This window comes from Amycolatopsis sp. Poz14, assembly GCF_006704225.1.
Taxonomy (GTDB): domain Bacteria; phylum Actinomycetota; class Actinomycetes; order Mycobacteriales; family Pseudonocardiaceae; genus Amycolatopsis; species Amycolatopsis nivea.
On the sequence record NZ_JACLHD010000001.1, the window covers coordinates 2,762,547 to 2,786,941 of the forward strand.

Here is a 24,395-nt window from a genome sequence, read left to right on the forward strand (position 1 = left end):
AAAGAGTGCACGACTTTCGGGGAGGCCGTGCCATGACCGCTTTCGTGCGCTCTTACCTGTTCCTTCGCCGCGCCATCGGGGTGCTCGGGATCCTGCTGCCGATCGTCGTGATCGTCGGGAAGGAACTGCTCGAGGGCGGCGGCCTGCTCGGTTCGCTGAGCGGCTATTACTACAGCGATCTCCGGAACGTCTTCGTCGGCACGTTGTGCGCGATCGGCGTCTTCCTGATCGCCTACCGCGGTTACGGCCGCGTCGACGACATCGCGGCCAATGTCGCCGCGATCGCCGGCATCGGCGTCGCGCTGTTCCCGACCCAGCCGGTCTCGCCGACGCCCACCGAGCACGCGATCGGCATCGCGCACCTGGTGTTCGCGGCGATCTTCTTCCTCACCCTCGCGTTCTTCTGTCTCTTCCTGTTCACCAAGGACGACGGCGCGCCGACCAAGCGCAAACGTTCGCGCAACGCGATCTACCGGACGTGCGGCATCGTGATGCTCGCGTGCCTGGTGCTGATCGTGGTCAACGGCTTGTTCTTCAGCGCCGCCACCGCGGCCCTGCACCCGACCCTCTGGCTGGAGTCGCTAGCGGTGTTCGCGTTCGGGTTCGCGTGGCTGACGAAGGGCCAGACGCTGCTGGGCGACCAGCCGCAGCCGCGGCCCGCGGCTCAGGCCAGCTTGCCGTAAGCCTCCGACACCTGGGTCAGCCAGGCGACCTCGGCGGCGAACGTCTTCGCGTCGTGGGCGTCGAACGCGCCGTTGTCCTGGCTTTCCGCCGGGGCCAGGCCGGAGGTCTTCGCCTCCAGCGCCTGGCGGATCTTGCGGGCCTCGGCCATCGCCTGGTCGCTGTCCGGGGTGTCGGCGCGGTCCATGTACGGGCGCAGCGCGCGCCAGCCGTCGCGGATCTCGATCACCCGGCGATGCAGCCGGTAGTGCAGGTCCGACCAGCGCCGGTCGGTGTCTCCCTCGGCCGGCGGTTCCAGCGCGATTCCCGGCGACGATTCGTACAGCGAATGCCACAGCGGGTAGAGCGCGCGATAAGAACGGTAATTGCGCTGCCATCGGGCGACCGACGAGACGTGCTCGCCCCACGACGGCATGGTCAGCCCGAACGACACGATCACGATGCCCAGCGCGCTGAACACCGACGGGGCGATCGCCCACGCGCCGAGATGCCAGCCGAGCGCCGGGCTCACGATGTTCACCGCGCGCGTGGCGCAGTAGCAGAACAGCACGACCGCGCCGACCGCGAGCGTCCGCAGCGTCCGGCGCAGCCACACCCGCGACGTGCTCCGCGCGTACGGCAGGCATTGCAGGTAGATCGTCACGCACGGCACGGCCTGCGAAATGATGAACAACAGCAGGTAGGTGAGGATCACCGGGTCGCTGCTGCCCACCGCGAAAGCGGTGCCGGGGGTGCCCGGTTTGTTGCCGATGAAGAACAGCACGGTCAACACGACGAACAGCACCGCGCCGGAAACGATCCACGCCCGGATCTGCGTGCGGATTTCCGCCAGGGGATTCGCCCACAGCATCAGCAGGAGCTGCGCGCTGATGCAGTACGCGACCGCGGCCAGGTGCAAGATCAAGATCGCCAGATTGGGGATCCCGAACAGCGAGCCGATGCTGAGCGAGAGGGCGCCGAGGGTGAAGGTGACGCACTGCAGGATCAGCGTCGTCATCAGCACGATGTAGGCCGGGTCGCGCCACGAACGGCGCATCGAGAAAAGCTTGTACAGCAAAGCCGCGTACGAGGAGACCGCCGACAGCGAGAATAAGATGATCTTCAGAGTGTTCACTCGCGCCCCCGGAACGGCCTCAGCGCCCGGTGGGCGGAACGGTGTGCGCGGCACTCTTGGCGGAATTGTTCACGATCGGCGACCATACACCACCGCAAGTGCCGGAACTAGGGCCGGAAAACTGGTTCTGGCCTGGGCGAATTCCGGATGGATCCCGGGTGTCGGCCGCCTGCTCGAGCGCTGCCGCGGGTGATCTTCCGGTGAACGGCGGGCGACCGGGTCGTGAGCGGCCGCAACAGGATGCGCCCGTCGCTAGGGTGTCGCCATGAGTCTCCAGGTGGTGATCGGGTACGGACCGGCGGGGGCGGCCACCGCCGCGCTGCTGGCTGAACAAGGGGAACGGGTCCGGGTGATCGGCCGGTCGCCCCGGGAGCCCGAACCGGGGCTGGAGCACGTCTCCCTCGACGCCGCTGACCAGGCCGCGCTCACCGAAGCGACCAAGGGCGCGACGGCGATCTACAGCTGTGCGAGCCCGCCGTATCACCGGTGGGCGGCCGATTGGCCGCCGCTGCAGGCCTCGATCTGCGCCGCGGCCGAGGCGAACGACGCGCTGCTGGTGTCGCTGGGGAATTTGTACGGTTACGGTCCGGTCGATGGTCCGCTCACCGAGAATCTGCCGCTCGCGGCCACCGGAACCAAGGGCCGGATCCGGGCATTGCTGTCCGAACAACTGCACGCATTGCACGACGAGGGCCGCATCCGCGCGGTCGAGGTGCGGGCTTCCGATTTCTTCGGCCCCGGCGTGACCGACGGCGGCCATCTCGCCGCTCGCGTGGTGCCGAACGTGCTGCGCGGGCAGAAGGTGCAGGTACTCGGCGATCCGGACGCCTCGCACAGTTGGACGTACATTTCCGATGTCGCGCGCACGCTGGTCGCGGCCGCGCGGAAAGAAAACGCGTGGGGCAAGGCGTGGCACGTGCCGACTGGTCCGCCGCGGTCCGCCCGGGTGATGGTCGCGCTGTTGTGCGAGGCGGCGGGAGTGCCTCCGGTGCCTGTGCAACGGCTTTCCCCGATGTTACTGAACGCGGCCGCGCTCGTTTCGCCGATGCTGCGCGAGCTGCGGGAGGTCCGTTACCAGTTCGACCGCCCGTTTGTCCTCGATTCCGGTGCGGCACAGGAATTTTTCGAGATTACGCCGACGCCCGAGAAAGATCAATTCCCGGCCACCGTGCGCTGGTGGCGTGATCGCTTGGCTACCGTGAGTTGAGGTGCCTGTGCATTCCTCCGCACCTTGCCCAATGCCCTTGAAAAACTGGGTAAGAACGGGCAATCTCGGTGTCGACTGGGTGGGAATCGGCACGAGGAAGTCATGCCATGGGGTCCGTAAGATCTGGGTGGGAAGAATCCGAAAATAGCCAGGACATCGCCGTTGTCGGAATGGGATGCCGTTTTCCGGGGGCGCGCAACGTCAACGAGTACTGGGATCTGCTGAGCGAGCCCAAACCGCAGTTTCGGCGGGTGCCGGATTCGCGGTGGCGGCGGGAAGCGTTCTACAACGACGATTTCCGGGACAGCGGCGCGGTCTACTCCGACCGCATGGCGCTGCTGGAGGACGTCGGCGACTTCGACGCCGGGCACTACAAGATCCCGCCGCGGCGGGCCAAATCGCTCGATCCGCAGCACCGGCTGCTGGTCGACCTGACCCGCGAGGCGCTGCAGGACGCGGGATGGGAAGCCGAGGGCTTCGACCGCGAAGACACGTCGGTGATCATGTCGCTCAGCGACAGCGGCTACCGCGACATGAGCACGCTGCACCTGCGGATGAAACAGCTGATCGGCGGCGAGTTCGGCCGGGCGGGCGATCCGGCGATGGCCGAGGCGGCGTCCGCGGTCAGCGGCCTGCACGCCACCGCGATGGCCGGGCTGCTGCTCAACATGGGTCCGAGTTCGATCAGCAACGTCTTCGACCTGCACGGAGAGAGCTACGCGCTCGATTCGGCCTGCTCCGGCGGGCTGACCGCGGTGGCGAACGCGGTGTTCGCCCTGCGCGCGGGCCGCTGCCGGATCGCCGTCGCCGGCGGCGCGCAGCTGGTACTGGCCCCGGACCTGTTCGTGGGCCTGTGCCGGATCGGCGCGATCTCGCGCGCAGGCGAATGCCGTCCGTTCGACCGCCGGGCGGACGGATTCGTGCTCGGCGAGGGGGCAGGCGTCCTGGTGCTGCGCCCGCTCGCGGACGCACGGGCGGCGGGCGACCGGGTGTACGCGGTGATCCGCGGCGTCGGACTGTCCAACGACGGCACGGTCAAGGGCGGCATGATGCCGCAGGAGTCCGGTCAGCTGCGGGCGCTGCGGCGGGCGTACCAGGACGCGGGGGTCGACCCGGCGTCGGTCGGGTACCTGGAAGCACACGGCACCGCGACCGCGGTCGGCGACGACGTGGAGATCAGCGCGCTGAGCGAGCTGCGCCGCGGCGCGGAGAACCCGGCGTATCTCGGAGCGGCGAAGTCGGTCGTCGGGCATTCCCTTGGCACCGCGGGAATCGCCGGTTTGATCAAGTCCATTTTGTCCGTCCACAAGGGACAGATCCTGCCGCAGCCGGATTTCGAATCGGCCGATCATCTGCCGCTGCGGGACGCCGGGCTGCAGGTGGCGGGCCAGGCCACGCCGTGGGACAGCGACGGACCGCGCCGGGCCGGGGTGAGCGCGTTCGGCTTCGGCGGCTCGAACGTGCACGTGGTCGTCGAGGAAGCGGCGCAGGAACCGCCGCCCGCCGAGACGCCGCGGCTGCTGCTGCTCACCGCACGGGACCGGGCCGGGCTCGCCAGGCACGCCCGCGAGGTGGCCGAGGCGCTCGGCAGCGAGAACCCGCCGCTGGCCGCCGTCGCGGGCACGCTGGCTCGCCGGACGCTCTTCCCGGAGCGGCTCGCGGTGGCCGCGGACGACGTCGCGGACGCGGTGTCCAAGCTCGTCGCCGCGTCGGTCGCGCTCGAATCCGGCCAAAGCGGCGAGCTCGTGCCAGGCGTGTTCGCTGGTGTGGTGTCACCGGGAGCGGAGCCGATCGAGGACGGGGTGCCGGCCGAGCTGGCTCCCCGCGCGGTCGCCGGGGCGGGGCTGCGTCCGGTGGCGGACGGCCTGCCGCGCTGCACGCTGCCGCCGAGCCCGCTCAGCCCGCGCCGGCACTGGGTGGTCGACGACGCGAAGCTCGCCAAGGCGCAGACGCTGGAGCCGCTCGGGGCTGCCGCGACGCCGGTCGAGGAGACGGAGGAGACGACGTCCGCGCGGGATGTGCTGGCGATCGTGCTCGAGGAAGTCGCGCGGACGACCGCGTTTCCGGTCAGCGAGTTGTATGCCGGGCAGTTGCTGGTGGACGATCTCGGCTTCGATTCGTTGATGCTCACCGAGTTGGAAGCGCGGCTGCGGAAGCGGTTCCCGGGGGCTCCGGTGGAGGTCGAGCAGTCGGGGTCGCTGACGGTGGGGGCGGTCGCCGGGATGCTCGCTCCGGCAACGGATTTGGTGCCTGCCGCTCCGGTTCCGGCTGCTCCGGCTCCGTCGTGGGATCCGGCCAGTGCGGCGATCGAGGAGTTCCCGGAAGCAGCGGCTATCGAGGCGCGGTTGACGGAGTTCGACGATCTCGGGGTGCCTAATCCGTACTTCCGCAAGCATCAGGGGCGGATGGACGCTACGACGTCCGTGTCCGGGCGGGAGTACCTGTCCTTCTCCAGCTACAACTACCTTGGGCTGGCCGGGCACCCTGCGGTGACTGCGGCGGTGCACGACGCGGTCGAGCGGTACGGGACTTCCGTGTCCGGCAGCCGATTGCTTGCCGGGGACCGGGATTTGTCGCGGGACCTGGAGACGGAGCTGGCCGCGTTCCTCGGGGTCGAGGACAGTCTCGTCCTGGTGAGCGGGCACGCCACGAATGTCGGGGCGATCGGTCATCTGGTCGGGCCCGGGGATTTGATCGTGCACGATTCGCTGGCGCACGACAGCATTCTGCAAGGGTGTGCGCTGTCCGGGGCTACGCGGCAACCGTTTCCGCACAACGACACAGCACGGCTGGAGGACGTGCTGCGTCGGACGCGGTCCCGGTTCCGGCGGGTGCTGATTGTCGTTGAAGGCGTTTACAGCATGGACGGGGATCTTGCGGATCTGCCTGCGTTGATTGAGCTTAAGCAGCGCTATGGGGCGTTGCTGATGGTTGACGAGGCGCACAGTATCGGGACGATGGGTCCGCGCGGGGCTGGGGTTGGGGACCACTTCGCGGTGGATCGGTCCGGGGTTGATCTCTGGATGGGGACGCTGTCGAAGTCGCTGGCCGGGTGCGGGGGGTATCTGGCTGGGTCGGCTCGGACTGTGCGGTGGTTGCGGTATTCGTTGCCTGGGTTTGTTTACAGTGTGGGGATTACTCCGGCTAATGCGGCGGCTTCGCTTGCGGCGCTTCGTGTGTTGAAGGAAGAGCCGGAGAGATTGGTGCGGTTGCGGGAGAATTCCCGGTTGTTCTTGGAACTGGCCGCTGCGGCGGGGGTGCCGACTGGGGTGGCTGGGGGGACGCCGATCGTGCCTTGCGTGGTGGGGAGTTCCCAGGTCGCGTTGAGGCTGGCTACGGCGTTGTTCGAGCGGGGGGTGGTGGTGGATCCGATTTTGTATCCGGCGGTGGATGAGGAGTTGGCTCGGTTGAGGTTCTTCATCACCAGTGAGCATCGGGAGGATCAGCTGCGGTATGCGGTGGGGGTTTTGGGGGCTGAGTTGGGTGCGTTGAGGTAGGCGGCTCGTCGCCTGGCGGCGACATTGCGCGCCTTGGTTGCGTGGGGCACCCCGAAGCTTGATTGTGCTGACGGGCGGTGGGTGCTTGTCAAGGCGGGAAAGATGCCTTGACAAGCACCCACCGCCCGCAGGGAGGCTTCGTATCGGGGTGCGGGGGAGGGGCTGGGTGCCTCGATAGCGGGTGCATCGGCTGCGGTTGGGTGTCTTGATGGTCGGGTGCATCGGCTGCGGGGGTGTGGCTGGGTGCTTCGATCGTTGGGTGCACTGGCTGCGGGTGGTTCGTGGTGGGAGCTAGCGCCCCAATGTGGCATTGGGTGCGTCAGATGCACCCAATGTGGCGTTCGGTGCGTCCCCCGCACCCAATGCCACATTGGGGCGGCATCCCGGCCGACGGCTGCGAGCCCCGGCGGGGTGGTCCGTGAAGGGCTCCTCGAGGGAATCTAAGTCCGTGAAGGGGCCCCTCACGTACTTCGGCTGGTCGTGAGGGGAACCCTGAGGGAATCAGAGTCCGTGAAGGTGGCCCTCACGTACGGTGCGCTAGAGGAGCGAGCGTTCGATGCGGTCCATCGGCTTTTCCCCTGCTTTGGGGGTTTCGGCGATGGGTTTCGACGGCGTGCCCATGCGTTCCGACAGCAGGAAGGCGATGATCTCCGCTTCCTGTTCCTGTGCGTCGTCGTAGGTGGCGCGCATCAGCATGTCCCGGACGATGTCCGGGTCCAGGTTGGGGAACAGCGAGCGGGCGCTCTCGTCGTCAAGGAGACCCGAGCCGCGATGACAGCAGATGATGTGACCCAGCTCGTGCAAGATGATGTGCTCCTGGTGCGCCCCGGTGGTGTTGGCGTCGAAGAAGATCAGGTCCTCGCCCCGTGCGGCTACCCACATGCCGCACGGGTGCGACGCTGGCATCGGCAGCGGCACGAGGGTGATCGGCCGTTCGCGGATTTCGCCCAGGCGGGCGCACAGGGTGGCCAGGTCGTACTTCGGCGGGAGGTCGAGTTCGGCGATTCGCTGGGCGCCTTCGTCGCGCATCCGCCGCAGCTGCTCGCGCCGCTGCGGGGCTTCGGACGGGGTGCCGGTCACCGCGCCGCTTCGTCCGTGACCGGGGGCAGCCCCTGCATTTTGCGGTATTGGTCCATGATCGTGGTGATCGCCTGGAGGTTTTCCTCGCGCATGCCCGCCGCGCGCATGGCGACCGCGCGGACGCCTGCCTGGCGCATCGCCTCCACCGCGGCCAGCTCCGACAGCACCGATCCGGCCACTTCGTCGTCGAAGAAGTACGCGACGGAGACCCCGAAGAATTTCGCCAGTGCGGCCAGCAGCTCCTGAGAAGGATTGGTCCGTTTGCCCGTGCGTAGCTGAGACAGGTACACCGCGCCGACCTTCAGCTCCGGCGTGGCCCGCTTCAGTTCGGCTGCCACCTCGGCGTTCGTCCAGTGCCTCCCCTGCGGGCGCACCGTGCGGAACAGGTCGTCGAGTCTGGAGGCCAGGGTGGGCCGGGCATCCGCCGGCTGAGTGTCATCGGACATGCTGCTACGCCCCTCCAGTTGCAGCTGATTGCTCTCAGCTAAGGCGACTATCTCAGATTAGCTCACAGTTGACAATCGCCGGAGGGCTCCACAAGACTGTGCCTCAACGAGATAGCTGGTGGCTAACTCGCCACACAAACCGGGCAAGAGCGGCAGGCGTAGTACCGGCCCGGGGCGACGCTGGGGGTGTCGCCCCGCTCGGTCCGCCGAGGCCGGGTCCGGAGGCAGCAGACGTGTCAGCGAACTGCCTCCGGACCCGGCGCACTACGCCGCTGGCCGGGCTGCGGAGCGCGCCAATGCCAGGGACGTGCGGAACGTCGGGAGCCGGTACCTGGCAGCGGCCGGCGCCGGACTGACGGATCGCGCCTGTCCAACAGCCGACCGCGCTGGCACCGGAGGTGTTCCGGCGCGGAACCTCCAGCAAGCACCGTGGCTGGCAGAGCTGTCAGCGAACTGCTTCCGGACCGGCGAACTGCGCCCATTCGTCAGCCCACCGCGCCGCGCGCCGGTGGTCGAGCACTCGCCGCGCGATCCAGAACGCGCCGCCCAGCACGCCGACCGCGCACAGCCAGCAGAAGGCCGCGACGAGCACGCCGTTGGTGACCGCGTCCGCGTGCGTCAGCGGGGCGGTGGTCTGCTTGCCGCTGTCGTCCAGCCAGATGTCGGTGGTCGAGCCCTCGGTCGCGGAGGCGGCGGGCACCGTGATGACACCGGTCCGCTGCACGCCGTGCGGGGGCTTCCAGACCGCGTTCACGCGCGCGGTGTTCGCGATCGGCGCGCTGTCGCCGACTGAGGCGGCCGGCTGCGCGGCCGTCGTCAGCACCGTGGCGGTGACCTGGTGCCGCGACTGCAGCTGCGCGTCCGACGCGGCGGTCTCCGCGGCGATGTCCTCGCTGCCGATCATCATCGCGAAGGGAATCGCGATGAGCGCCAGCAGCGTGACGATCCCGGCGAGTACGCCTTCGATCCGGTCCGACCGTCGCACGAGCGGGTTGCGCACGGCGCCGAGCCGTCGGAGCAATCGTTTACCAGGGTGTGGTGGTCTGCCTGCCCGAGTCCTGTTCCGCATGCCTCTCATGGTCCTCTTTCGCGCGCGCGAGCGCTGTGTCCCGCACAACGTTTTTCATGTTTTTCCTGGGGATCCGGTGTGTTTTCGCTTACCTCCGGGCCCGGGGACTACCCGTGTGGGTGACGACGAGCGGAGGTTGCGCCTTGCGGGGGCAGGGTTTCGCGGGGCGCGACGAGTGGTCCAGGCCAATGTCTGGCGGGTCCGGTACGCGTTGCCCGGGTTGATCTTTCGCCGGGTTCGGCCGCGGATGGGTTGCGGTATCGATGGTTCGGCGCCGCGGTCGCTCGGTGGATCGTCTGATTCGCACGGTTCGCGTTGGCGGGCAAGCGATCTTGCGGCCTCGGCGGCCGGTGCGACTGTGTGCCGGGAGTTCGCCTGCGGGCAACCGGAGGTTTCCGCCGGGGACAGCCCGGGCAGACAGGTCCGCCCGGGCCGCTCGGGAAAACGCTCATTGCCGTCCGGTCCGGAATCGGGGTATCGCCAAGCACAAACCGGGGGAACGCTCCCGATATCCGGGAACCATTCAGTCGACCAGTCGAATCGTCGCCGTCGGACTGTGCGAACGACGCCGGGTGATCCCGTGTTCGGCGACGATTCCGAGTTGGATGCTGCGATCGGCGGGCGCCCAGTAGCCCGTGCGCACGAAATAGCCGTCCATTGTGCAGAGCCGGTTCGCGCTCTTGCGGGAACTGATCGCTTCCCAGCCCCATTGCCGTCCGGTCTCCTCGACGCCGTTGCGCCGCACGTGCAGCCGCGGGTTCCCGATCTCCCGGCAGTACGCGCTGCCGTCCGCGATGTACAGCACGCCGTCGACCTTGTAGAACCGCTTGCCGTCCAACAGGCTCACCTGGCCGGACAGGGTGAAGTGCACCCTGCCGCCATGGGCCCCGTCCATCGTCCAGTCGAGACAGAATTCCTTCGTCGGAACCTCGAGCGACTGGGTCATGGCCGTGTCTCCTTTGCTCGCCTTCCGGAGCGTCCAGGAAAATATAAGGAAGAAACGCGTTCCCGACAGGTATCGGGAACCGTTTTCACCCGAAGAGGCCCGGCGGACACGCATCGTGGTCAAGCCCCGATTAATCGGTGGAATTACCGCCGATGGGGTATCGCGGATACGATCAGTGAATTCTCCTTGCCCGAAACCGGTGGCGGCGCACCGGCGCCGGGACCGGCGGGCCGTGCGGGTCGTGTCGGCAGCGTGACATCTTCCATGACGCTTGTCATAGACCCGGCCGTGTGCCACCCTCGGGTTATGACGACTGTCATGACCGCCGTGCGACCGGCCACCGCCGGTTCCGTGGCCGACCTCGTCCGCGCCTGCTCGCCGGAATCGCTGAGCCGCCGGTTCACCCTCGGCGGCCCGATCGAGCCGGACGCGGTCCTGTCCAGGTACCAGCGATTCCTCCTGGTCGACACGGCCCTCGTCGCCGAGGTTTCGGGTGTGCCCGCCGGGCTGCTGAACGCGGTCCCGGAGGACGACCGCCGCGTCGAACTGGGGCTGCTCGTCGCCGACCGGTGGCAGCGGAGGGGCATCGGCCGCGGCCTCGTCCGGCTGGCCGCGGAGCAGTGGCTCGGCTGGAAGCTGCACGCCACCGTGCAGGAGGGCAACGTCGCTGCGGAAGGATTGCTGCGGGCGTGCGGGTTCCGCTTCGTCCCGGGGTACCGCGGCGAGAACGAGTACGAGCTGACGGTCACGGAGGAGACGCTCGATGACGGAACGGCCGGCGCGCGACCGGATGGTCTTCAGCGCTGCGCAGTTGCTGCGTACGCAGGGCTTGAGCGGCACTGGCATGCGCGAGGTGGTAGCGCATGCCGAAGCGCCGCGGGGGTCGCTTCAGCACTACTTCCCGGGCGGTAAGGAACAGCTGTTCGGCGAGGCCATCGATTGGGCAGGGCGCTACGCCGCGCGACGCGTGACGCGCGCGATGGACTCTCTGCCGGACCCGACGCCGTCCGCGCTCTTCGCCGCGGTGGTCGAGAACTGGCGCGCGGAGTTCCTCGAGATCGGTTACGACTACGGCTGTCCGTTAGTGGCCACAGTCACCGACACGGCGGCGTCGAGCGAGCCGTTGCGTGAGCGTGCGAACGACGCCTTCGCGCAGTGGCGGAAGCCCATCGTGTCCGCGCTGCAGCAGATGGGCGTACCGGCGGCGCGCGCTGCTTCGCTGGCAGTGTTGATGATCAGCGCGCTTGAAGGAGCTTTAGTGCTGGCCCGGGTCGAGCACTCGGTGACGGCGCTTGACACGGTTGTCGAGGAGTTAGGTCCAGTTCTCGACGCCGCAGTGGACAAGCGCCGCCGCCGCTAACGCCTGCCGAGCTTCGCGCGCAACGTGGCGACAGTGTCCGGGTCGTGCAGCAGTTCGGCGAAGTGCTTGGACTCCGACTCCATGCGCTCTTCGACGCTCTCGTCAGTGCGGTCGTGCAACAGCGCGCGCGTCGCCGTCACCGCGCGTACCGACCGCTCCGCGAGGGTCGCGACGCGTTCTGAGACGCGCTTGCTGAGCGCTGTCTCGTCAGGGAGCACTTCGTTGACCAACCCGAGTTGCGCCGCTTCGACCGCAGGCAGGCGTTCTCCGAACAGCAGCAGCTCCGTCGCACGCTGCGGTCCGACTCGACGCGGCAGCGCGTAACTACTGCCGAACTCCGGCACCAGCCCCAGCGGTACGAAGGGGAACTGCAGGTAGCTGCGTTCGGTGGCGTAGACGAGGTCGCAGTGCAACAGCAGGGTCGCGCCGATGCCGACAGCGGGACCGTCGACCGAGGCGACGACTACTGCCTGCGTCGCGAGCAACGCCTCTTGGAAGACCCGCGCAGGTGTCTTCGTACGGTCACCGGCTTCGTGCGCAAGGAAGTCGCCGAGGTCGTTGCCTGCGGTGAACGCGCCGCCGGCTCCGCTCAGTACGACGATCGGCGTACGGACAGCGTCGAAGGCGTCCGCGAGGGCGACGTACATCGCCTTCGTGAGCGCGTTCCGCTTCTCCGGACGGTTGATGGTGATGGTGGTGATCTGTCCGTCGACAGTCGTCTCGATGCTCATTCACAGCTCCGCAACAGCAGCGAGCAGCAGATCAACTTCCGCTGCAGTCGTGTACGGCGCGATGCCAGCGCGTACGGCACCAGTGTCGCCAAGACCGAGATGCCGCGCGCACTCGATGGCGTAGAACGTCGAAGCAGGCGCGTTGATCCCGCGCGCGCCGAGACGCTCGTACACCGCCTGCGGCGTCAGCCCGGTGACCGAGAACAACACTGTCGGCGTACGGCGACGCGTCGGCGAGCCGTATCGCACGACGCGCGGCAGTGCGGCGAGCCCGTCTTCCAGACGCTGCAACAGTGCGTCTTCGTGCTCTTCGAGCGCCGTAAGCGACGTACGCAAACGTTCGCGACGACTGCCTTCACTCGGCACGAGCCCTGCGAGGAAGTCGATAGCGGCGGTAGTGCCCGCGAGGAGCTCGTACGGCAACGTACCCAGCTCGAAACGTTCCGGGACCGCGTTGCTCGACGGCAGCAGCTTGTCCGGCTGCAACGTCTCCAGAAGATCCGGTGCGGCGGCGAGAAGGCCGAGGTGCGGTCCGAGGAACTTGTACGGCGAGCAGGCGTAGAAGTCCGCGCCCAGCGCGGCGATGTCGACCACCGCGTGCGGCGTCAGGTGCACGCCGTCCACGTAGCTCAGCGCGCCTGCTTCGCGGACCGCGCCGGTAATCGCCGGGATGTCCGGACGAGTGCCCAGCAGGTTGGAGGCAGCAGTGACCGCTACCAGGCGCGTCCGATCAGTGAGCAGTTCCGTGATCGATGACGTCGGCAACTCGCCGGTCTCGGGATCGAAGTCCGCCCAGCGAACAGTCGCACCGCGCGCTTCGGCCGCCTGGACCCACGGCCGGACGTTGGCGTCGTGGTCGAGCCGGGTGACCACGACCTCGTCGCCCGGCCCCCAGTTCTTCGCGAGCGTACGGGAGAAGTCGTAGGTCACCTGCGTCATGCTGCGCCCGAAAACGAGGCCCTCCGGTTGCGCGCCGAGCAGGTCAGCGACGGCTTGCCGGGCTTCGCGCACGACGCCGTCCGCGCGGCGCTCCGCCGCCGTGACGGTGCCGCGGTTCGCGATGGCGGCGCAGAGGGTCGAGGAGACTGCTTCGCCGACCACGTCCGGGACCTGGGAGCCACCGGGTCCGTCGAAGTGGGCAGCGCCGTTCTCGAGCGCGGGGAAGTGCTTGCGGATCGCGTTCACGTCGTAGGCCACGGCTGCCAGCTTGCCTGATCCCCGGGCGAGTGTCGTGCTCCGCGCGGGTGCGATCATGCCGCTGTCCCGTTGCCCTTGGAGAGGGGTTCGCCGGTGCTTGCCGAACAGGTCGAAAAACTGCTCGCCCAGCCGTTGCCGTGGCCGATCGTGCAGGCAGGCGACCCAGTGCTGCGCGCCGCCGCCCGTCCGTACGAGGGCGAACTGAGCGACGAACTGCTGTCTGGACTGATCGCGGGCATGAAGGAGACCATGCACGCGGCACCCGGCGTCGGTCTCGCGGCTCCGCAGATCGGCCTGTCGGTCCGGATCGCGGTGGTCGAGGACGGCGCCCGCGACCGCCCCGGCGTCGCTGAGTCCACGCTCGCCACCCGCGGGATCGTCCCGTTGCCGTTCCGCGTGCTGGTGAACCCCGAGTACACCCGAGTGGGCGACGAAACCGCCGCGTTCTTCGAAGGCTGCCTGAGCGTGCGCGGATGGCAGGCCGTCGTCGCGCGCCCCCTGCGGATCCGGCTCCGCGGCACCGACGAAACCGGTGCGGCCCTGGACGAGGAATTGTCCGGCTGGCCAGCACGAATCGTCCAACACGAGACCGACCATCTGCACGGCATCCTGTACCTGGACCGAGCCGAACTGCGCTCGCTGTCCACCCACGAAGCCGTCGCCCGCCGCTGGACCCAGCCGACCCCCGCCGACGCCGCCCGCGAACTGGGCTTCGACCTCCCCTGATTTCTCGCCGGCCCGTTTTTGTCGGTGCCCGCTGATACGTTCCTCCGCAGTTGCCCCGCCCGGGGCTCGCCACTGGGGAGGACCCTGATGAACTCGTTGCAAGACAAGGCAAATCTCTTCCGCGAACTGCACGCGGCTGATGTTCTCGTGCTGCCGAACGCCTGGGACGCAGGCAGCGCAGTCGCCATCGAACGCGCCGGTGCCCCCGCGATCGCCACCACCAGCGGAGGCGTCTCCTGGGCCCTAGCCAGAGGCGACGGCCAGCACCTATCGCGGGCGGAAATGCTGACCGTGATCGCCCAAATCGCCGCAGCCGTAAAAGTCCCAGTAACCGCCGACATTGAGGGCGGCTACGGCCTAGCCCCCTCAGCGGTCGCCGAAACCGTGCGAGGCGTGGTGGAGGCGGGCGCAGTCGGCGTGAACCTGGAAGACTCCCGCGCCGGAACCGCCACCCTCTTCACCCCCGATGAACAGGCAGAACGCTTCACCGCAGCCCGCGCCGCCGCCGCGACGGCCGGTCTGTCGGAACTGTGGATCAACGCCAGGACGGACGTGTACCTCTTCGGAATCGGCGAACCCACCGGCCGCTTCGACGACGTCCTGACCCGAGCCCGCGTCTACGCCGACGCCGGAGCGGACAGCATCTTCGTCCCCGGCTTGACGGACGTCGAAGTCCTGGCAGAACTGGCAAAGTCCTCGCCGATCCCGGTAAGCGCCATGGCAGGCCCCGGTGCGCCCCCAGTGTCCGACCTGGCAGCCGCTGGCGTGCGCCGGGTGAGCGTAGGAACGTCCATCGCCCAGGCGGCCTACTCCCTGGCCCACCACGCCGCGGCAGAGGTGCTGAAGCAGGGGACTTACGGGGAGGTGACGGGTGCATTGGACTTCGGGACGGTGAACGGCTGGTTCAACTGACCCTCGGCGGAGGGCGGGAGCCGCTGGAGTGGGGCGCCGCGGGCAGGCGATCTGAACGGGCGGGCGAGGCGAACTGGAGAGACCGGCGAGGCGAACTGGGGCAGACGGGGGAGGTGAGCTGGGGCAGACGGGCGAGGCGGGACGCTGGCTTGCCCTCAATCCGAGCCGCAACTCACCCCACCCAAACCGCGACCCGGCCGCCCGCCTCGACCGCAACTCACCCACCAACCAACCGCCCAAGCCTCGGCCAACTCACCCTGCAACCAAACACCCAAGCCGCGGCCAACTCACCCTGCAACCAAACACCCAAGCCCCGGCCAACTCACCCCGCAACCAACCACCCCAGCCGCAGCCAACTCGCCCCCCGACTCACCCCGCGACCAATCGCCTACCCCGCTCCAGTTCCAGCAACCTCCGCTTGCACTCCACCCCAGCCGCGTAGCCGGTCAGCGATCCGTTGCTGCCCAGCACCCGGTGGCACGGCACCACGATGCCGATGGGGTTCCGGCCGTTCGCCAGGCCGACCGCACGGGACGCCGTCGGGCGGCCGATCGACTCGGCCAGTTCTCGGTAGGTCGTCGTCTCGCCGTACGGGATCCGCAGGAGCGCCCGCCACACCGTCTCTTGGAAAGGAGTGCCGCTGAAAGCTAACGGAAGGTCGAACTCGACCCGATCCCCGGCGAAGTACTCGTTCAGCTGACGGGTCGCCGCGGCGAACGGGCGGTCGTCCCGGTCGCCGAAGGCGGCTCGGGGCGGGCGGTACTGCTCGTCGCCGATGTACAGGCCGGCCAGGCCGCCGTCTTGGGCCATGAGGGTCAGCGGGCCCTCGGGGCTGTCGATGACGGTGTGCACCACGGTCATGCCGATTCCTCAGCGGGGATCCGGTTGATCGGGTGGTCGCCGGTCGCCCACAGGTGCTGGACCGCGTACGCGCGCCAAGGCTGCCACCGGGCGGCGTGCGCGATCAAGGCGGCTGGACTTGTTGGCAGGCCTAGGATTTCGGCCGCGATCTTGACGCCCAGGTCGGTCGCGACGAAGGCGTCCGGGTCGCCGAGGGCGCGCATGGCGATGCTCTCGACGGTCCACGGGCCGAAGCCGGGCAGGGCGGCCAGTTGTGCGCGGGCGTGGACCCAATCGCCGCCGGCGGTCAGGTCGACGTCGCCGGAAACCAGGGCCGACACGAGGCCCAGCAGGGTCGCGCGGCGGGATTTCGGCATGGCTAGCGTTTCCGGGTCCAGTTCCGCCAGCGACTCGGGCGACGGGAACAGGTGCGTCAGGCCGCCTTCCCGGTCCTCGATCGGGGTGCCGTGCGCCAGGACCAGGCGCGCTGCGTGGGTGCGGGCGGCCGCGGTCGAGACCTGCTGGCCGAGGACTGCTCGCACGGCGAACTCGGCCGAGTCGGTCGTGCGCGGGACGCGCCTGCCGGGTGCGGCGGCGACCAGGGGAGCGAGGGTCGGGTCCGTGGCGAGCTGTTCGTCGACGGCTACCGGGTCGGCGTCCAGGTCCAGCAGCCAGCGGCAACGGCTGATCGCGGCGGCCAGGTCGCGCAGGTCGGTCAGGCTCAGGCGGCACGCGACGTGGTCCAGCTCCGGGCGGAGCGACACCACGCCGTGGCCGTGCGGCAGTCGCAGGGTGCGGCGGTAAGCGCCGTCGCGCCATTCCTCGACGCCCGGGACTGCGGTGGCGATCAGGTGCCCGAACAGGTTGTCCGGACACAGCGGCCGACGGAACGGGAGCCGCACCGACAGCACTCCCTGCGACTTGGTCCGCTTGCCGCCGCGGACGCGGGAGCGCAGTTCGCTCGGCGTCAGGGCGAAGACTGCCCGCACGGTTTCGTTGAACGTCCGGATGCTCGAAAACCCGGCCGCGTGCGCGATGTCGCTCATCGGCATCGTCGTGGTTTCGATCAGCAACCGGGCGGTCTCGGCACGCTGGGCCCGGGCGAGGGCGAGCGGACCCGCGCCCAGTTCGGCCTGCACCTGGCGTTCCACCTGCCGGACGCTGTACCCGAGTCGCGCGGCCAGCCCCTGCACGCCTTCGCGGTCGACGATCCCGTCGCCGATCAGGCGCATCGCGCGCGCCACCATGTCGGCGCGTTCGTTCCACAGCGGCGAACCGGGCGACGCGTCGGGCCGGCAGCGTTTGCAGGCGCGGAATCCGGCGGCCTGCGCTGCGGCGGCGCTCGGGTAGAAGCGCATGTTCTCGACCTTGGGCGGCACCACCGGGCAACTCGGCCGACAGTAAATCCCCGTGGTCAGCACCGCGGTGAAGAACCATCCGTCGAACCGGTCGTCTTTCGACTGCACCGCGCGGATACAGCGTTCGGTGTCCTCGTACACGCCGACCAGTCTGCCCCGCCTCGCGCGCGAAACCTCGCGAAAAAACGACATCACCCTGGCGGGGCAACCGGCTCCCGGTCCACCGCCCGCGTGTCGACGACCGACAATCCGCACACCAGCCCGGTCAGGCCCCGATGTCCGCGAGTGAAGACCATGAACACCAGATGCGCCAGCAGCCACAGCGACGTCCACCCGGAATCCAAGCCGACCAGGATGAAATAGCCGCCCGAACCGATCAGGAACCGGACGATCGACTGCAGCATCGACGGCGGCCGCCCGTCCGCGCGGACCACCGTCAGCAGAACCGCGCGCTGACCAGGCGTCGCGCCGTTGCCCGCCAGCGGCACGAGCAGCAGCATGACCGCGGTGGGCACCCAGCGGCCGAGGACGTCGTCGATCAGCGTGTTGTTCTGCAGCGTGCCCTTCGTGACGTACTGGACCGCGAGCGCGATCATGCTCAGCACGACACCCACCAGCGTGACCGAAATCAGGTCGAGCACCATGCCGAGCAGCCGTCGCCGGGCGAGGACCGGGCGCGGTTCGTCGGCCGGACGCAGCCGTCCAGAGCGCCGCAGCACGGGCGCGAGAAGTGCGCCGACCCCCGCGCCGACGGTGTTGGTCAGCAGGTCGCCGGTGTCGAACAGCCGGTACGGGCACTCCATCAGGAACCACACGCCGGTCAGCTGGGTCGTCTCGATGGCAAGGGACACGAAAAACCCAGTGACGATGGCGAAACCGATGCTCCGCCCGAACAATCGCCGCACGAACACGCCCCACGGCACGAAAAACGCGACGTTGAACAACACCTGGCGCAGCGCGGGATTGTCCAGTAGCCCGGTGTTGAACTGCCGCATGTCTTCCAGGAACTGGAGCGGATTCCACACCGGGCGCCGCAGAGCTTCGTGCGTCGCGCAGTACGCCGCGTCCACGTCCGGCAGCGGCAAGAGCGTGTAGGTGACCAGCGCGAAGCAGTACACGAGGAACGCCGGCGCGGCGATCGCGCGCAGCAGGCCGAGCTCGCCGCGTTTGCGATAGCTGATCGCGACGTACGGGACCACCAGAACGAACGCCAGCCCGAACCCGGCGAACACGGCGATCAGCGTGGGACCGCTCCACTGAGTCATCGTTCCTCCACCCCGCGTGAGCGCACAGGCTAGCGGGCGGCAGTAACCTGGGCACGCGGGAAGGAGGAGCAGTGGACGACGACATCGAAGACAACGCCGACACCGGCGTGCTGGATCCTGAAGACACCCTGGAGGACGGCGACCCCTACGACGAGGGTTATTCGCCGCCGGAACGTCCACTCGCGACTCGCGACTGGGGCACCACCGCCGCGGAAGAAGCCGCCGGGGAAAGCTGGGCGGGGAGGTTGGCCCGCGAACTCCCGGACATCCGCGCGACCGACGGCGACGGTCTCGGCGACACTGACGACACCGACGGCGAACTCGTGGACGTCGAGGTCGGCGACTTCCGCGCGGGCCGCCTGGTGGCCGCCAACGCGGGCTTCGGCCCGGACACCGAAGACGAGCTGTACGCCTCGGACATCGGCATCGACGGAGGCGCGGCCTCGGCGGAGGAAGCCGCGGTGCACGTCGTCAACCCGCGGGATTTGTGACCGGTCGGCAGCACCGGGACTAGTCCGCCGGATCCCCGATCCAGACCGACGCCGGAAGCACATACGGCCGCAGCAGCTTGACCAGTTCCGGGTCCCCGCCGCCGTGCAGGGATTCCTCGGTGAGCCGCCGGGCGACTCCGGCCAGGAAATCGGCCAGCTGGACCCGCGGTTCGGACCTCGAGTCGACGAATCGCCACCGCGGCACCGGATCGAGCAGCTGGGCGAGCCGGGCCGGAGTGAGGGACGGCTGCTCGTCGTGGATGACCAGTTCCGGACGCCAGAACGCGATCGTGTCGGCGAGCGCGGGCATCAACGGGTCGATCGGCGAGACGAGACCAGGGTCGGCGAGGAGTTCGTCGCGGAGTGCAGTCACCTGCGGGCGAGCTGCGACTAGTTCGCCGAGGACGTCCGTCTGGGCGAAGAACTCTGCGGGGGTGGTCGCGGGGAGGCGGCGGTTCGAGGTGCGCAGCAGCCCGGTGAACGAGCGCAGGAATTCGGTCCAGCGCCGGGTGCCGTGAATGCGCGGGCCGTCTCGGTGCAAGGCGCGGGCGCGGCCGTCCGGACGGTGGCGCAGGCATTCCGGGTAGGGGGTCCGGTCGACGAGCAGGTCGACGATTTTGCCCGCGAGGAACAGGGTTTTGTCGACGAGCAGGACGCTGGCGGCGTCGGCGAGGGGTTCGGTGAGCAGCCACTCCAGGGCAGCGCGGTTCTTGGCGCGCAGGAGATGGTTTGCTTTGTACTCGAGCGCGGGCGAACCGATGAATTCCCGCAGCCGCGCAACACATTCCGCGGCAGCCCCGGGCTCCAGCCGGACGGCGGCGTGCGCGAATACCGCGGTGTTCGCGCCGATCAGGTTCACGCCCTCGGAGCCGGACTCGTCGCACGCGATCGTCGGCGGCCGCACCTGCCCGATCCTGCCAGGTCCGCGGGGCGGGGGCGACCCCATTTCTCCAGGGAACCCCTGAGGTGGATTCCCGGATGTGCGGGCGGTCCCGGACGTTTCACCATGAAGGGGACGGAGGGAGCCGGTCATGGTGCTCGTCGAGGAGGACGTACACGCACTGGACGACGTCCGGCGCGGGCTGGTGGTGGTCCACAACGGATTAGCCGGGGAGTGCTACCTGTGGTCGGTCGGCGGGCGGGTCCCGCTGTGGGAGACGCAGGCGATGGACCGCTTGCGCCGCCGGGGCCTGGTGAGAATCGCCCGCCGCCGAGGGGCGCCGGCGAGCCCGGTCGTGCTGACGGATCTCGGTGTTGCTGCCGCTTGAGTCCTTTGTGGACTGACGGGCTCGCGGGGGCGGGGCGGTGGGCTGGGTGCTTGAACGGCGGCTGGGGAGAGGTACTGGGCGGTGGGTGACCGCCGTCGTGCTCTGCCGAAACCCGGCCTGATGCGATGGCCGCCGGTACGACTCGCCGCCGGCGGAGCTGGACTACCCGCGAAGGCCGTGGCGTGCGAACTGCAGCGCAAGTCGCCGTGGTCGAGCAACCCCCAACTGCTCCGGAACAAACCGCAGCACAACCCACCCCGGACCTTGCAACCCATCCCGTCGGAGCCGCGAGGGCCGGGAACGAAACAGCCCCAGGGTGCCCCGGAGCCGCCGGGAGGGCGGTGTGCGCAGCGCTCCCGGCGGCTCCAGGGCGGTCGGGCGGCCGGGGCGGTGATCCCAGTGCACGACACCGGCGTGCGCCGACCTGGTGAGCAAGCCTTCCGGCTGGATCAGTTGCGAACTTAGCCCAGGTCCGGGGCCCGCAGGCGGCGCGTTCCCCGATCGTGTCGGCGGAACCACGCTGGTGGGCGGGTATCGATCGGGGAGTCGCCGCGAGCGCGGACGCGGTGCCGGGAGAGGCGGGGGACTGCACCGGTCGGAGAGCCGCTGTCCAGCGCGGAATCGTCACCAGGAAAACGGGCCCGCGGCGATCGCGGAGCCGCCGCCCGCTGCGGAAGCGGCACCAGGAAAACCGGGGCCCGCACCGATCGGCTAAGCGGCACCAGAGCCGTTCGGCGCATCAGGAACCAGGAGGCACCGGCACCGGGCAACAAGCAACACACCTCGGCTGCGCGACAATCGGGCCCGACCGGGGGGATGATCGGGGGCATGGCCGGGTTCAGGGCCCGTCACCGGCGGGCGGTTGCGGACGAGGCGCTGGTCCGTGCGCTTTTCGAGGAGCACGGGCGGGCGATGCTCGCCTACGCCACCCGGCTGCTCGGCGACCGCGCGGCGGCGGAGGACGTGGTGCAGGAGGCGCTTGTCCGCGCGTGGCGGAGTCCGGACAGCCTGGTCAACGGGCGCGGGTCGGTGCGCGGGTGGTTGCTCACCGTCGTGCGGAACCTGGTGATCGACCGGTTCCGGGCAAAGGAGGCGCGGCCGCAGGAGGTGGCCGAGTCGCCGTCGGGCGGGCCGGTCGAGCGGGATCATGCCGATCAGGTCGTCGACTCGATGGTGGTGCTCGCCGCGCTCGACGGGCTTTCTCCGGAGCATCGCGAGGTGCTCGAGCAGATGTATCTGCAGGGGCGCAGCGTCGCGGAGGCGGCCGAGCGGCTCGGGATCCCGCCGGGCACGGTCAAGTCCCGCTCGTATTACGGGTTGCGGGCGTTGCGGGAAGAGTTCCGGCGAGCGGAAGGGGTGGCCGGATGAACACAGCCGACGAGCACGTCGACCTGGCGGGGTACCTGACCGGTCAGCTCGCCTCGGGCGAGCAGCGCGACGTCGAGGCGCATCTGGACGGCTGCGAGCGCTGCCGGGCGGAGGCCGCGTCTCTGCGGGAGGTGCAGAGTTTCCTCGGCGAACTGCCGCCGGAGGCATTGCTGGACGGGCCGCCGGTGGGGGCGGACTTGGTGTTGCAGCGGACCGTCGGCCAGGTCCGGGCGGAGTCGAGCGCGCGGGCTGGGCGGGGGCGGTCGATGGCGATCGTCGCCGCGGTCGTGGTGGCTGCGGTCGCGTTGGGCGTCGGGGTGATGGTGGGGCGGAGTTCGTCCGGGCCCGCGGTGGCGGTGCCGACTACGCCGCCGCCGACCAGTGCGGTTCCTGGCACGCGGGTCGTTTCCGGTGCGGATGCCAGCGGCAAGACCCGGCTGACCGCGAACATCGTGCCGCAAACCGGCTGGGTGCGCGTGGACGGTTCGGTGACGGGCATTCCGGCTGGACAGAAATGCCTGCTCGTCGTACTCAGCAAGAACGGCGAGCGGCAGGTCGCGGGCGGCTGGATGGTCTCGGAGCGGGCGGCGCGGGACGGCGCGTACCTCTACGGAACGGCGGTGATCGATCCGGCGCAGGTGGCGGCGGTGGTCATCGAGAACACCGCCGGGCACCGGTTCGTCGAGGCGGACGTCAGCTGAACCGCCGGTCGAGCCATTCGCGGGCGGACTGCCACGGCTCGTCGGCCGGGTCGATCAGGCGGAAGTGGTCGACGCCGGGAAGTTCGACGTAGTCCACGTCGTCGCCGGCCGCCTTCGCCGCGGCCACGTAGTCGCGGCTGTGCGCAACGGGGACCCGGACGTCGGCGTCGCCTTGCACGACCAGTTGCGGGCAGCCGAGCGGGAGCTGCTGGATCGGCGACGCCGCGGGGTCGTCGCCAGTCAGGAACAGTCCGGCGGCGCCTTCGCCCAGTTCCTCGGCCCGGGCGCGCGGGACGTCGGTGATCGGGGCCAGCGCGACGACCCCGGAAAGTCCGCCGGTCAGCAGCGCCAGGTGTCCGCCCGCGGAGTGTCCGATCGCGACCGTCGGCAGCTCGGCCGGACGGTCGACGGCGGCGATCGCGGCGCGCACGTCGTCCAGGGTTCGCGGCCAGCCGCCGGTGTCGCCGTCGATGCGGCGGTACTCGACGTTCGCCACGTACCAGCCCGCGGCGACCAGGTCGGCGGCCATCGGGTCGAGCTGGTGCAGGTCGTGCCGGGCGCGCCACCATCCGCCGTGGAGCAGGATCGCGGTGCCTCGCCCGCCCGGGGTGCCGTGAAGTTCCACGAACTGGCTGGGCTCGCTGCCGTAGCGGAGGGTCTCCATGCTGGCCATTAGATCACCATCGCGCCAGCCGTTCGTGCACTCGTGCCAGCCCTTCGTGCGCCGCGCGATACGCCTCGTACAGGCCGGTCAGGTCCGTGTCCGGGGTGAAGGTGCGCTCGACGGCGACGGTCGCGGCGGCGGCAGTTTTGACGTCCGGGTACCGGTCCGCGCCGACTGCGCCGAGCAGGGCGGCACCGAGCGCTGCGCTGTCGTGCACGCGGAGGCGTTCGACGGGGCGGGACAGCGCGTCGGCGTGGAGCTGGGTCCAGAGGTCGCTGCGTGCGCCGCCGCCGGAGAAGGTGACGGACGGAAGGGTTTCGCCGCAGGCTTCTTCGACGGTTTCCAGCACGTGCCGTGCGGAGAACGCGACTCCGGCGAGGACGGCTCGCGACAGGTCCGCGGTGGTGGTGGACGACGTCAGCCCGAGGAAGCTGCCGCGCAGACCCGGATCCCACAGCGGGGCGCGTTCGCCTTGCAGGTGCGGCAGGAAAACCACTCCGGGCCTGCCGTCCGCGGCGGAAGCGAACACGTCCGGTACGGACAGTCCGGACGCTCGGCTCCACCAGCGCACCGCGTCGCCCGCTGCTTGCGTTGGTCCGGCGTGCACGACGAGATCGCCGCGGGGCGGGAAGGTGACCAGGCCGCGGACCGATTCGTGCCGGTGCGAGGCGGCCGCGACGACCAGCGACGTCCCGCAGGTGACCATGGCGCGGCCGGGTTCTGTTGTGCGGGTACCGAAAACGGCGCCGAACGCGTCCATGGTTCCGACGACAACCGGGGCGTCGCCCAGTACGGCAGCGTGACCGAGAGGTTCCTCGGGAGCGAGCAGTTCCGGCAGCCGGTCGCCGAGTCCGTCCACGAGGGCGACCGCTTCGGGCAGATAACCCGACGCGCCCGCGATGCGCACGCCGGACAGCAGGTCGGTCGCGACGCGTCCGGTGAGCCGCGCGCCGATGAAGTCCTTGGGGCTCAGCATCCATCGCGCACGGGACCACAGCTCCGGTTGCTCGCGCGCGAACCACACGGCGCGGGCCCCCGCGAACGACGCATCGAGCACGATCGGCCCGCCCCAGATGCGTTTTTTGTCGTCGTCGGTGAAGCGTGCGTCGAGTTCCGCGGCGACCTCCGCGCAGCGCTGGTCCTGCCAGATCACCGCCGGGGTGAGCGGCCGCAGGTCTCGGTCGACGAGGAGGTGGGTGTTGACTTGGCTGACGATCCCGGCCGCGCGCACCGCACCGGCGGGGAGTCCGGAAAGGACCGTGCGGAGCGCGGTTTCCGTTGCGTGCCACCAGTCTTCCGGGTCCTGTTCGGCCCAGCCGGGACGCGGCCGCGCGATCGGGTAGGGCACCGAATGCGCCGCGAGTTCCCGGCCGTCCGCCGCGAACGCCGCGACTTTCACCGCGGTCGTGCCGACGTCGATGCCGAGCAGAGCTTCTTCGTCCATGCCACAGGGGTACCAGGAATTCGCTACCGT

The 24,395-nt window shown here is 69.5% G+C and carries 24 protein-coding genes; 11 read left to right on the forward strand and 13 right to left on the reverse strand.

Annotation, left to right across the window (positions count from 1 at the left end; genetic code table 11):
- Positions 1 to 32 precede the first annotated feature (32 nt).
- Complete coding sequence (locus tag FKO37_RS13695) at positions 33 to 683, forward strand: hypothetical protein (protein ID WP_037815101.1); 651 nt, start codon at positions 33 to 35, stop codon at positions 681 to 683.
- On the opposite strand, the gene FKO37_RS13700 is transcribed toward FKO37_RS13695, so the two are convergent.
- On the reverse strand, positions 665 to 1,795 hold the full coding sequence (locus tag FKO37_RS13700; protein WP_037815100.1) for an MAB_1171c family putative transporter: 1,131 nt from the start codon (positions 1,793 to 1,795) through the stop codon (positions 665 to 667). The two genes, FKO37_RS13695 and FKO37_RS13700, sit on opposite strands and share 19 nt — an antisense overlap.
- 265 nt (positions 1,796 to 2,060) lie before the next feature.
- Between FKO37_RS13700 and FKO37_RS13705 the strand changes: the two genes are divergently transcribed.
- Both FKO37_RS13705 and FKO37_RS13710 read left to right on the forward strand, forming a co-directional pair.
- On the forward strand, positions 2,061 to 3,002 hold the full coding sequence (locus FKO37_RS13705) for an NAD-dependent epimerase/dehydratase family protein (protein WP_037815098.1): 942 nt from the start codon (positions 2,061 to 2,063) through the stop codon (positions 3,000 to 3,002).
- Positions 3,003 to 3,109: 107 nt separating this feature from the next.
- Positions 3,110 to 6,499, forward strand: a complete 3,390-nt coding sequence (locus tag FKO37_RS13710; protein WP_255806979.1) for an aminotransferase class I/II-fold pyridoxal phosphate-dependent enzyme — start codon at positions 3,110 to 3,112, stop codon at positions 6,497 to 6,499.
- Between the two features lie 537 nt (positions 6,500 to 7,036).
- Here FKO37_RS13710 and FKO37_RS13715 read toward each other — a convergent pair.
- From FKO37_RS13715 to FKO37_RS13730, 4 genes are all read right to left on the reverse strand, one after another.
- Positions 7,037 to 7,579 carry a toxin gene (locus FKO37_RS13715; RefSeq protein WP_037810612.1) on the reverse strand — a complete coding sequence of 181 codons (543 nt, stop codon included), beginning with the start codon at positions 7,577 to 7,579 and terminating at the stop codon, positions 7,037 to 7,039.
- A complete protein-coding gene (locus FKO37_RS13720; RefSeq protein ID WP_037810611.1) occupies positions 7,576 to 8,025 on the reverse strand; it encodes a helix-turn-helix transcriptional regulator in 450 nt (149 codons plus the stop codon). Before FKO37_RS13720 ends, FKO37_RS13715 begins: the two co-directional genes overlap by 4 nt.
- 445 nt (positions 8,026 to 8,470) lie before the next feature.
- Positions 8,471 to 9,025, reverse strand: a complete 555-nt coding sequence (locus FKO37_RS13725; protein WP_235146610.1) for a hypothetical protein — start codon at positions 9,023 to 9,025, stop codon at positions 8,471 to 8,473.
- A 592-nt stretch (positions 9,026 to 9,617) separates the two neighbouring features.
- Positions 9,618 to 10,040, reverse strand: a complete 423-nt coding sequence (locus tag FKO37_RS13730) for a hypothetical protein (RefSeq protein ID WP_037810609.1) — start codon at positions 10,038 to 10,040, stop codon at positions 9,618 to 9,620.
- Between the two features lie 306 nt (positions 10,041 to 10,346).
- Between FKO37_RS13730 and FKO37_RS13735 the strand changes: the two genes are divergently transcribed.
- Together FKO37_RS13735 and FKO37_RS13740 are read left to right on the forward strand one after the other, a co-directional pair.
- Positions 10,347 to 10,952 (forward strand): GNAT family N-acetyltransferase, encoded by a 606-nt coding sequence (locus tag FKO37_RS13735; RefSeq protein WP_238604557.1) that lies wholly within the window; start codon positions 10,347 to 10,349, stop codon positions 10,950 to 10,952.
- Positions 10,885 to 11,400 (forward strand): TetR family transcriptional regulator C-terminal domain-containing protein, encoded by a 516-nt coding sequence (locus FKO37_RS13740; protein ID WP_238604558.1) that lies wholly within the window; start codon positions 10,885 to 10,887, stop codon positions 11,398 to 11,400. The genes FKO37_RS13735 and FKO37_RS13740 overlap by 68 nt, the downstream gene beginning before the upstream one ends.
- On the opposite strand, the gene FKO37_RS13745 is transcribed toward FKO37_RS13740, so the two are convergent.
- Together FKO37_RS13745 and FKO37_RS13750 are read right to left on the reverse strand one after the other, a co-directional pair.
- Positions 11,397 to 12,131, reverse strand: a complete 735-nt coding sequence (locus FKO37_RS13745; RefSeq protein ID WP_037810606.1) for an enoyl-CoA hydratase-related protein — start codon at positions 12,129 to 12,131, stop codon at positions 11,397 to 11,399. The genes FKO37_RS13740 and FKO37_RS13745 overlap by 4 nt on opposite strands.
- Positions 12,132 to 13,328: a cysteine desulfurase-like protein gene (locus FKO37_RS13750; RefSeq protein WP_238604559.1), complete on the reverse strand. Its 1,197-nt coding sequence runs from the start codon at positions 13,326 to 13,328 to the stop codon at positions 12,132 to 12,134.
- Positions 13,329 to 13,421: 93 nt separating this feature from the next.
- On the opposite strand from FKO37_RS13750, the gene FKO37_RS13755 reads away from it, so the two are divergent.
- Together FKO37_RS13755 and FKO37_RS13760 are read left to right on the forward strand one after the other, a co-directional pair.
- Positions 13,422 to 14,054 (forward strand): peptide deformylase, encoded by a 633-nt coding sequence (locus FKO37_RS13755; protein ID WP_238604560.1) that lies wholly within the window; start codon positions 13,422 to 13,424, stop codon positions 14,052 to 14,054.
- Between the two features lie 87 nt (positions 14,055 to 14,141).
- A complete protein-coding gene (locus FKO37_RS13760) occupies positions 14,142 to 14,966 on the forward strand; it encodes an isocitrate lyase/phosphoenolpyruvate mutase family protein (RefSeq protein ID WP_238604561.1) in 825 nt (274 codons plus the stop codon).
- Between the two features lie 369 nt (positions 14,967 to 15,335).
- Here the strand turns inward: FKO37_RS13760 and FKO37_RS13765 are convergent, their stop codons facing one another.
- The 3 genes from FKO37_RS13765 to FKO37_RS13775 are packed head-to-tail and all read right to left on the reverse strand — an operon-like array spanning position 15,336 to position 18,429.
- A complete protein-coding gene (locus FKO37_RS13765) occupies positions 15,336 to 15,827 on the reverse strand; it encodes a methylated-DNA--[protein]-cysteine S-methyltransferase (protein ID WP_238604562.1) in 492 nt (163 codons plus the stop codon).
- Entirely contained in the window at positions 15,824 to 17,305 is a 1,482-nt protein-coding gene (locus FKO37_RS13770) for an AlkA N-terminal domain-containing protein (RefSeq protein ID WP_238604563.1), read from the reverse strand. Before FKO37_RS13770 ends, FKO37_RS13765 begins: the two co-directional genes overlap by 4 nt.
- Positions 17,306 to 17,355: 50 nt before the next feature.
- The gene (locus FKO37_RS13775) at positions 17,356 to 18,429 is read right to left on the reverse strand and encodes a VanZ family protein (protein ID WP_238604564.1); all 1,074 of its coding nucleotides are present in this window, start codon (positions 18,427 to 18,429) and stop codon (positions 17,356 to 17,358) included.
- Between the two features lie 71 nt (positions 18,430 to 18,500).
- Between FKO37_RS13775 and FKO37_RS13780 the strand changes: the two genes are divergently transcribed.
- A complete protein-coding gene (locus FKO37_RS13780) occupies positions 18,501 to 18,920 on the forward strand; it encodes a DUF5709 domain-containing protein (protein ID WP_238604565.1) in 420 nt (139 codons plus the stop codon).
- A 19-nt stretch (positions 18,921 to 18,939) separates the two neighbouring features.
- On the opposite strand, the gene FKO37_RS13785 is transcribed toward FKO37_RS13780, so the two are convergent.
- Positions 18,940 to 19,824, reverse strand: a complete 885-nt coding sequence (locus tag FKO37_RS13785; protein WP_238604566.1) for a DUF3800 domain-containing protein — start codon at positions 19,822 to 19,824, stop codon at positions 18,940 to 18,942.
- A 127-nt stretch (positions 19,825 to 19,951) separates the two neighbouring features.
- On the opposite strand from FKO37_RS13785, the gene FKO37_RS13790 reads away from it, so the two are divergent.
- The 3 genes from FKO37_RS13790 (at position 19,952) to FKO37_RS47405 (ending at position 22,257) form a co-directional block, all read left to right on the forward strand.
- Complete coding sequence (locus FKO37_RS13790; RefSeq protein ID WP_043836823.1) at positions 19,952 to 20,188, forward strand: hypothetical protein; 237 nt, start codon at positions 19,952 to 19,954, stop codon at positions 20,186 to 20,188.
- A gap of 828 nt (positions 20,189 to 21,016) precedes the next feature.
- The gene (locus FKO37_RS13795; protein ID WP_037810598.1) at positions 21,017 to 21,556 is read left to right on the forward strand and encodes a sigma-70 family RNA polymerase sigma factor; all 540 of its coding nucleotides are present in this window, start codon (positions 21,017 to 21,019) and stop codon (positions 21,554 to 21,556) included.
- Positions 21,553 to 22,257, forward strand: a complete 705-nt coding sequence (locus FKO37_RS47405) for a zf-HC2 domain-containing protein (RefSeq protein WP_043836821.1) — start codon at positions 21,553 to 21,555, stop codon at positions 22,255 to 22,257. The genes FKO37_RS13795 and FKO37_RS47405 overlap by 4 nt, the downstream gene beginning before the upstream one ends.
- Here FKO37_RS47405 and FKO37_RS13805 read toward each other — a convergent pair.
- Positions 22,250 to 22,921, reverse strand: coding sequence for a S9 family peptidase (locus FKO37_RS13805; protein WP_238604567.1), 672 nt, complete (start codon positions 22,919 to 22,921; stop codon positions 22,250 to 22,252). The genes FKO37_RS47405 and FKO37_RS13805 overlap by 8 nt on opposite strands.
- Positions 22,922 to 22,934: 13 nt before the next feature.
- Complete coding sequence (locus tag FKO37_RS13810; protein ID WP_238604568.1) at positions 22,935 to 24,365, reverse strand: FGGY-family carbohydrate kinase; 1,431 nt, start codon at positions 24,363 to 24,365, stop codon at positions 22,935 to 22,937.
- Positions 24,366 to 24,395: the final 30 nt, after the last annotated feature.

Bases quoted from the DNA above. Each gene is read 5' to 3' on its own strand.
- FKO37_RS13695 (WP_037815101.1), top strand. From the start codon at position 33: ATGACCGCTTTCGTGCGCTCTTACCTGTTCCTTCGCCGCGCCATCGGG.
- FKO37_RS13705 (WP_037815098.1), top strand. From the start codon at position 2,061: ATGAGTCTCCAGGTGGTGATCGGGTACGGACCGGCGGGGGCGGCCACC.
- FKO37_RS13710 (WP_255806979.1), top strand. From the start codon at position 3,110: ATGGGGTCCGTAAGATCTGGGTGGGAAGAATCCGAAAATAGCCAGGAC.
- FKO37_RS13720 (WP_037810611.1), bottom strand. From the start codon at position 8,025: ATGTCCGATGACACTCAGCCGGCGGATGCCCGGCCCACCCTGGCCTCC.
- FKO37_RS13730 (WP_037810609.1), bottom strand. From the start codon at position 10,040: ATGACCCAGTCGCTCGAGGTTCCGACGAAGGAATTCTGTCTCGACTGG.
- FKO37_RS13735 (WP_238604557.1), top strand. From the start codon at position 10,347: ATGACGACTGTCATGACCGCCGTGCGACCGGCCACCGCCGGTTCCGTG.
- FKO37_RS13740 (WP_238604558.1), top strand. From the start codon at position 10,885: ATGCGCGAGGTGGTAGCGCATGCCGAAGCGCCGCGGGGGTCGCTTCAG.
- FKO37_RS13745 (WP_037810606.1), bottom strand. From the start codon at position 12,131: ATGAGCATCGAGACGACTGTCGACGGACAGATCACCACCATCACCATC.
- FKO37_RS13760 (WP_238604561.1), top strand. From the start codon at position 14,142: ATGAACTCGTTGCAAGACAAGGCAAATCTCTTCCGCGAACTGCACGCG.
- FKO37_RS13765 (WP_238604562.1), bottom strand. From the start codon at position 15,827: ATGACCGTGGTGCACACCGTCATCGACAGCCCCGAGGGCCCGCTGACC.
- FKO37_RS13775 (WP_238604564.1), bottom strand. From the start codon at position 18,429: ATGACTCAGTGGAGCGGTCCCACGCTGATCGCCGTGTTCGCCGGGTTC.
- FKO37_RS13790 (WP_043836823.1), top strand. From the start codon at position 19,952: ATGGTGCTCGTCGAGGAGGACGTACACGCACTGGACGACGTCCGGCGC.
- FKO37_RS13795 (WP_037810598.1), top strand. From the start codon at position 21,017: ATGGCCGGGTTCAGGGCCCGTCACCGGCGGGCGGTTGCGGACGAGGCG.
- FKO37_RS47405 (WP_043836821.1), top strand. From the start codon at position 21,553: ATGAACACAGCCGACGAGCACGTCGACCTGGCGGGGTACCTGACCGGT.
- FKO37_RS13805 (WP_238604567.1), bottom strand. From the start codon at position 22,921: ATGGAGACCCTCCGCTACGGCAGCGAGCCCAGCCAGTTCGTGGAACTT.
- FKO37_RS13810 (WP_238604568.1), bottom strand. From the start codon at position 24,365: ATGGACGAAGAAGCTCTGCTCGGCATCGACGTCGGCACGACCGCGGTG.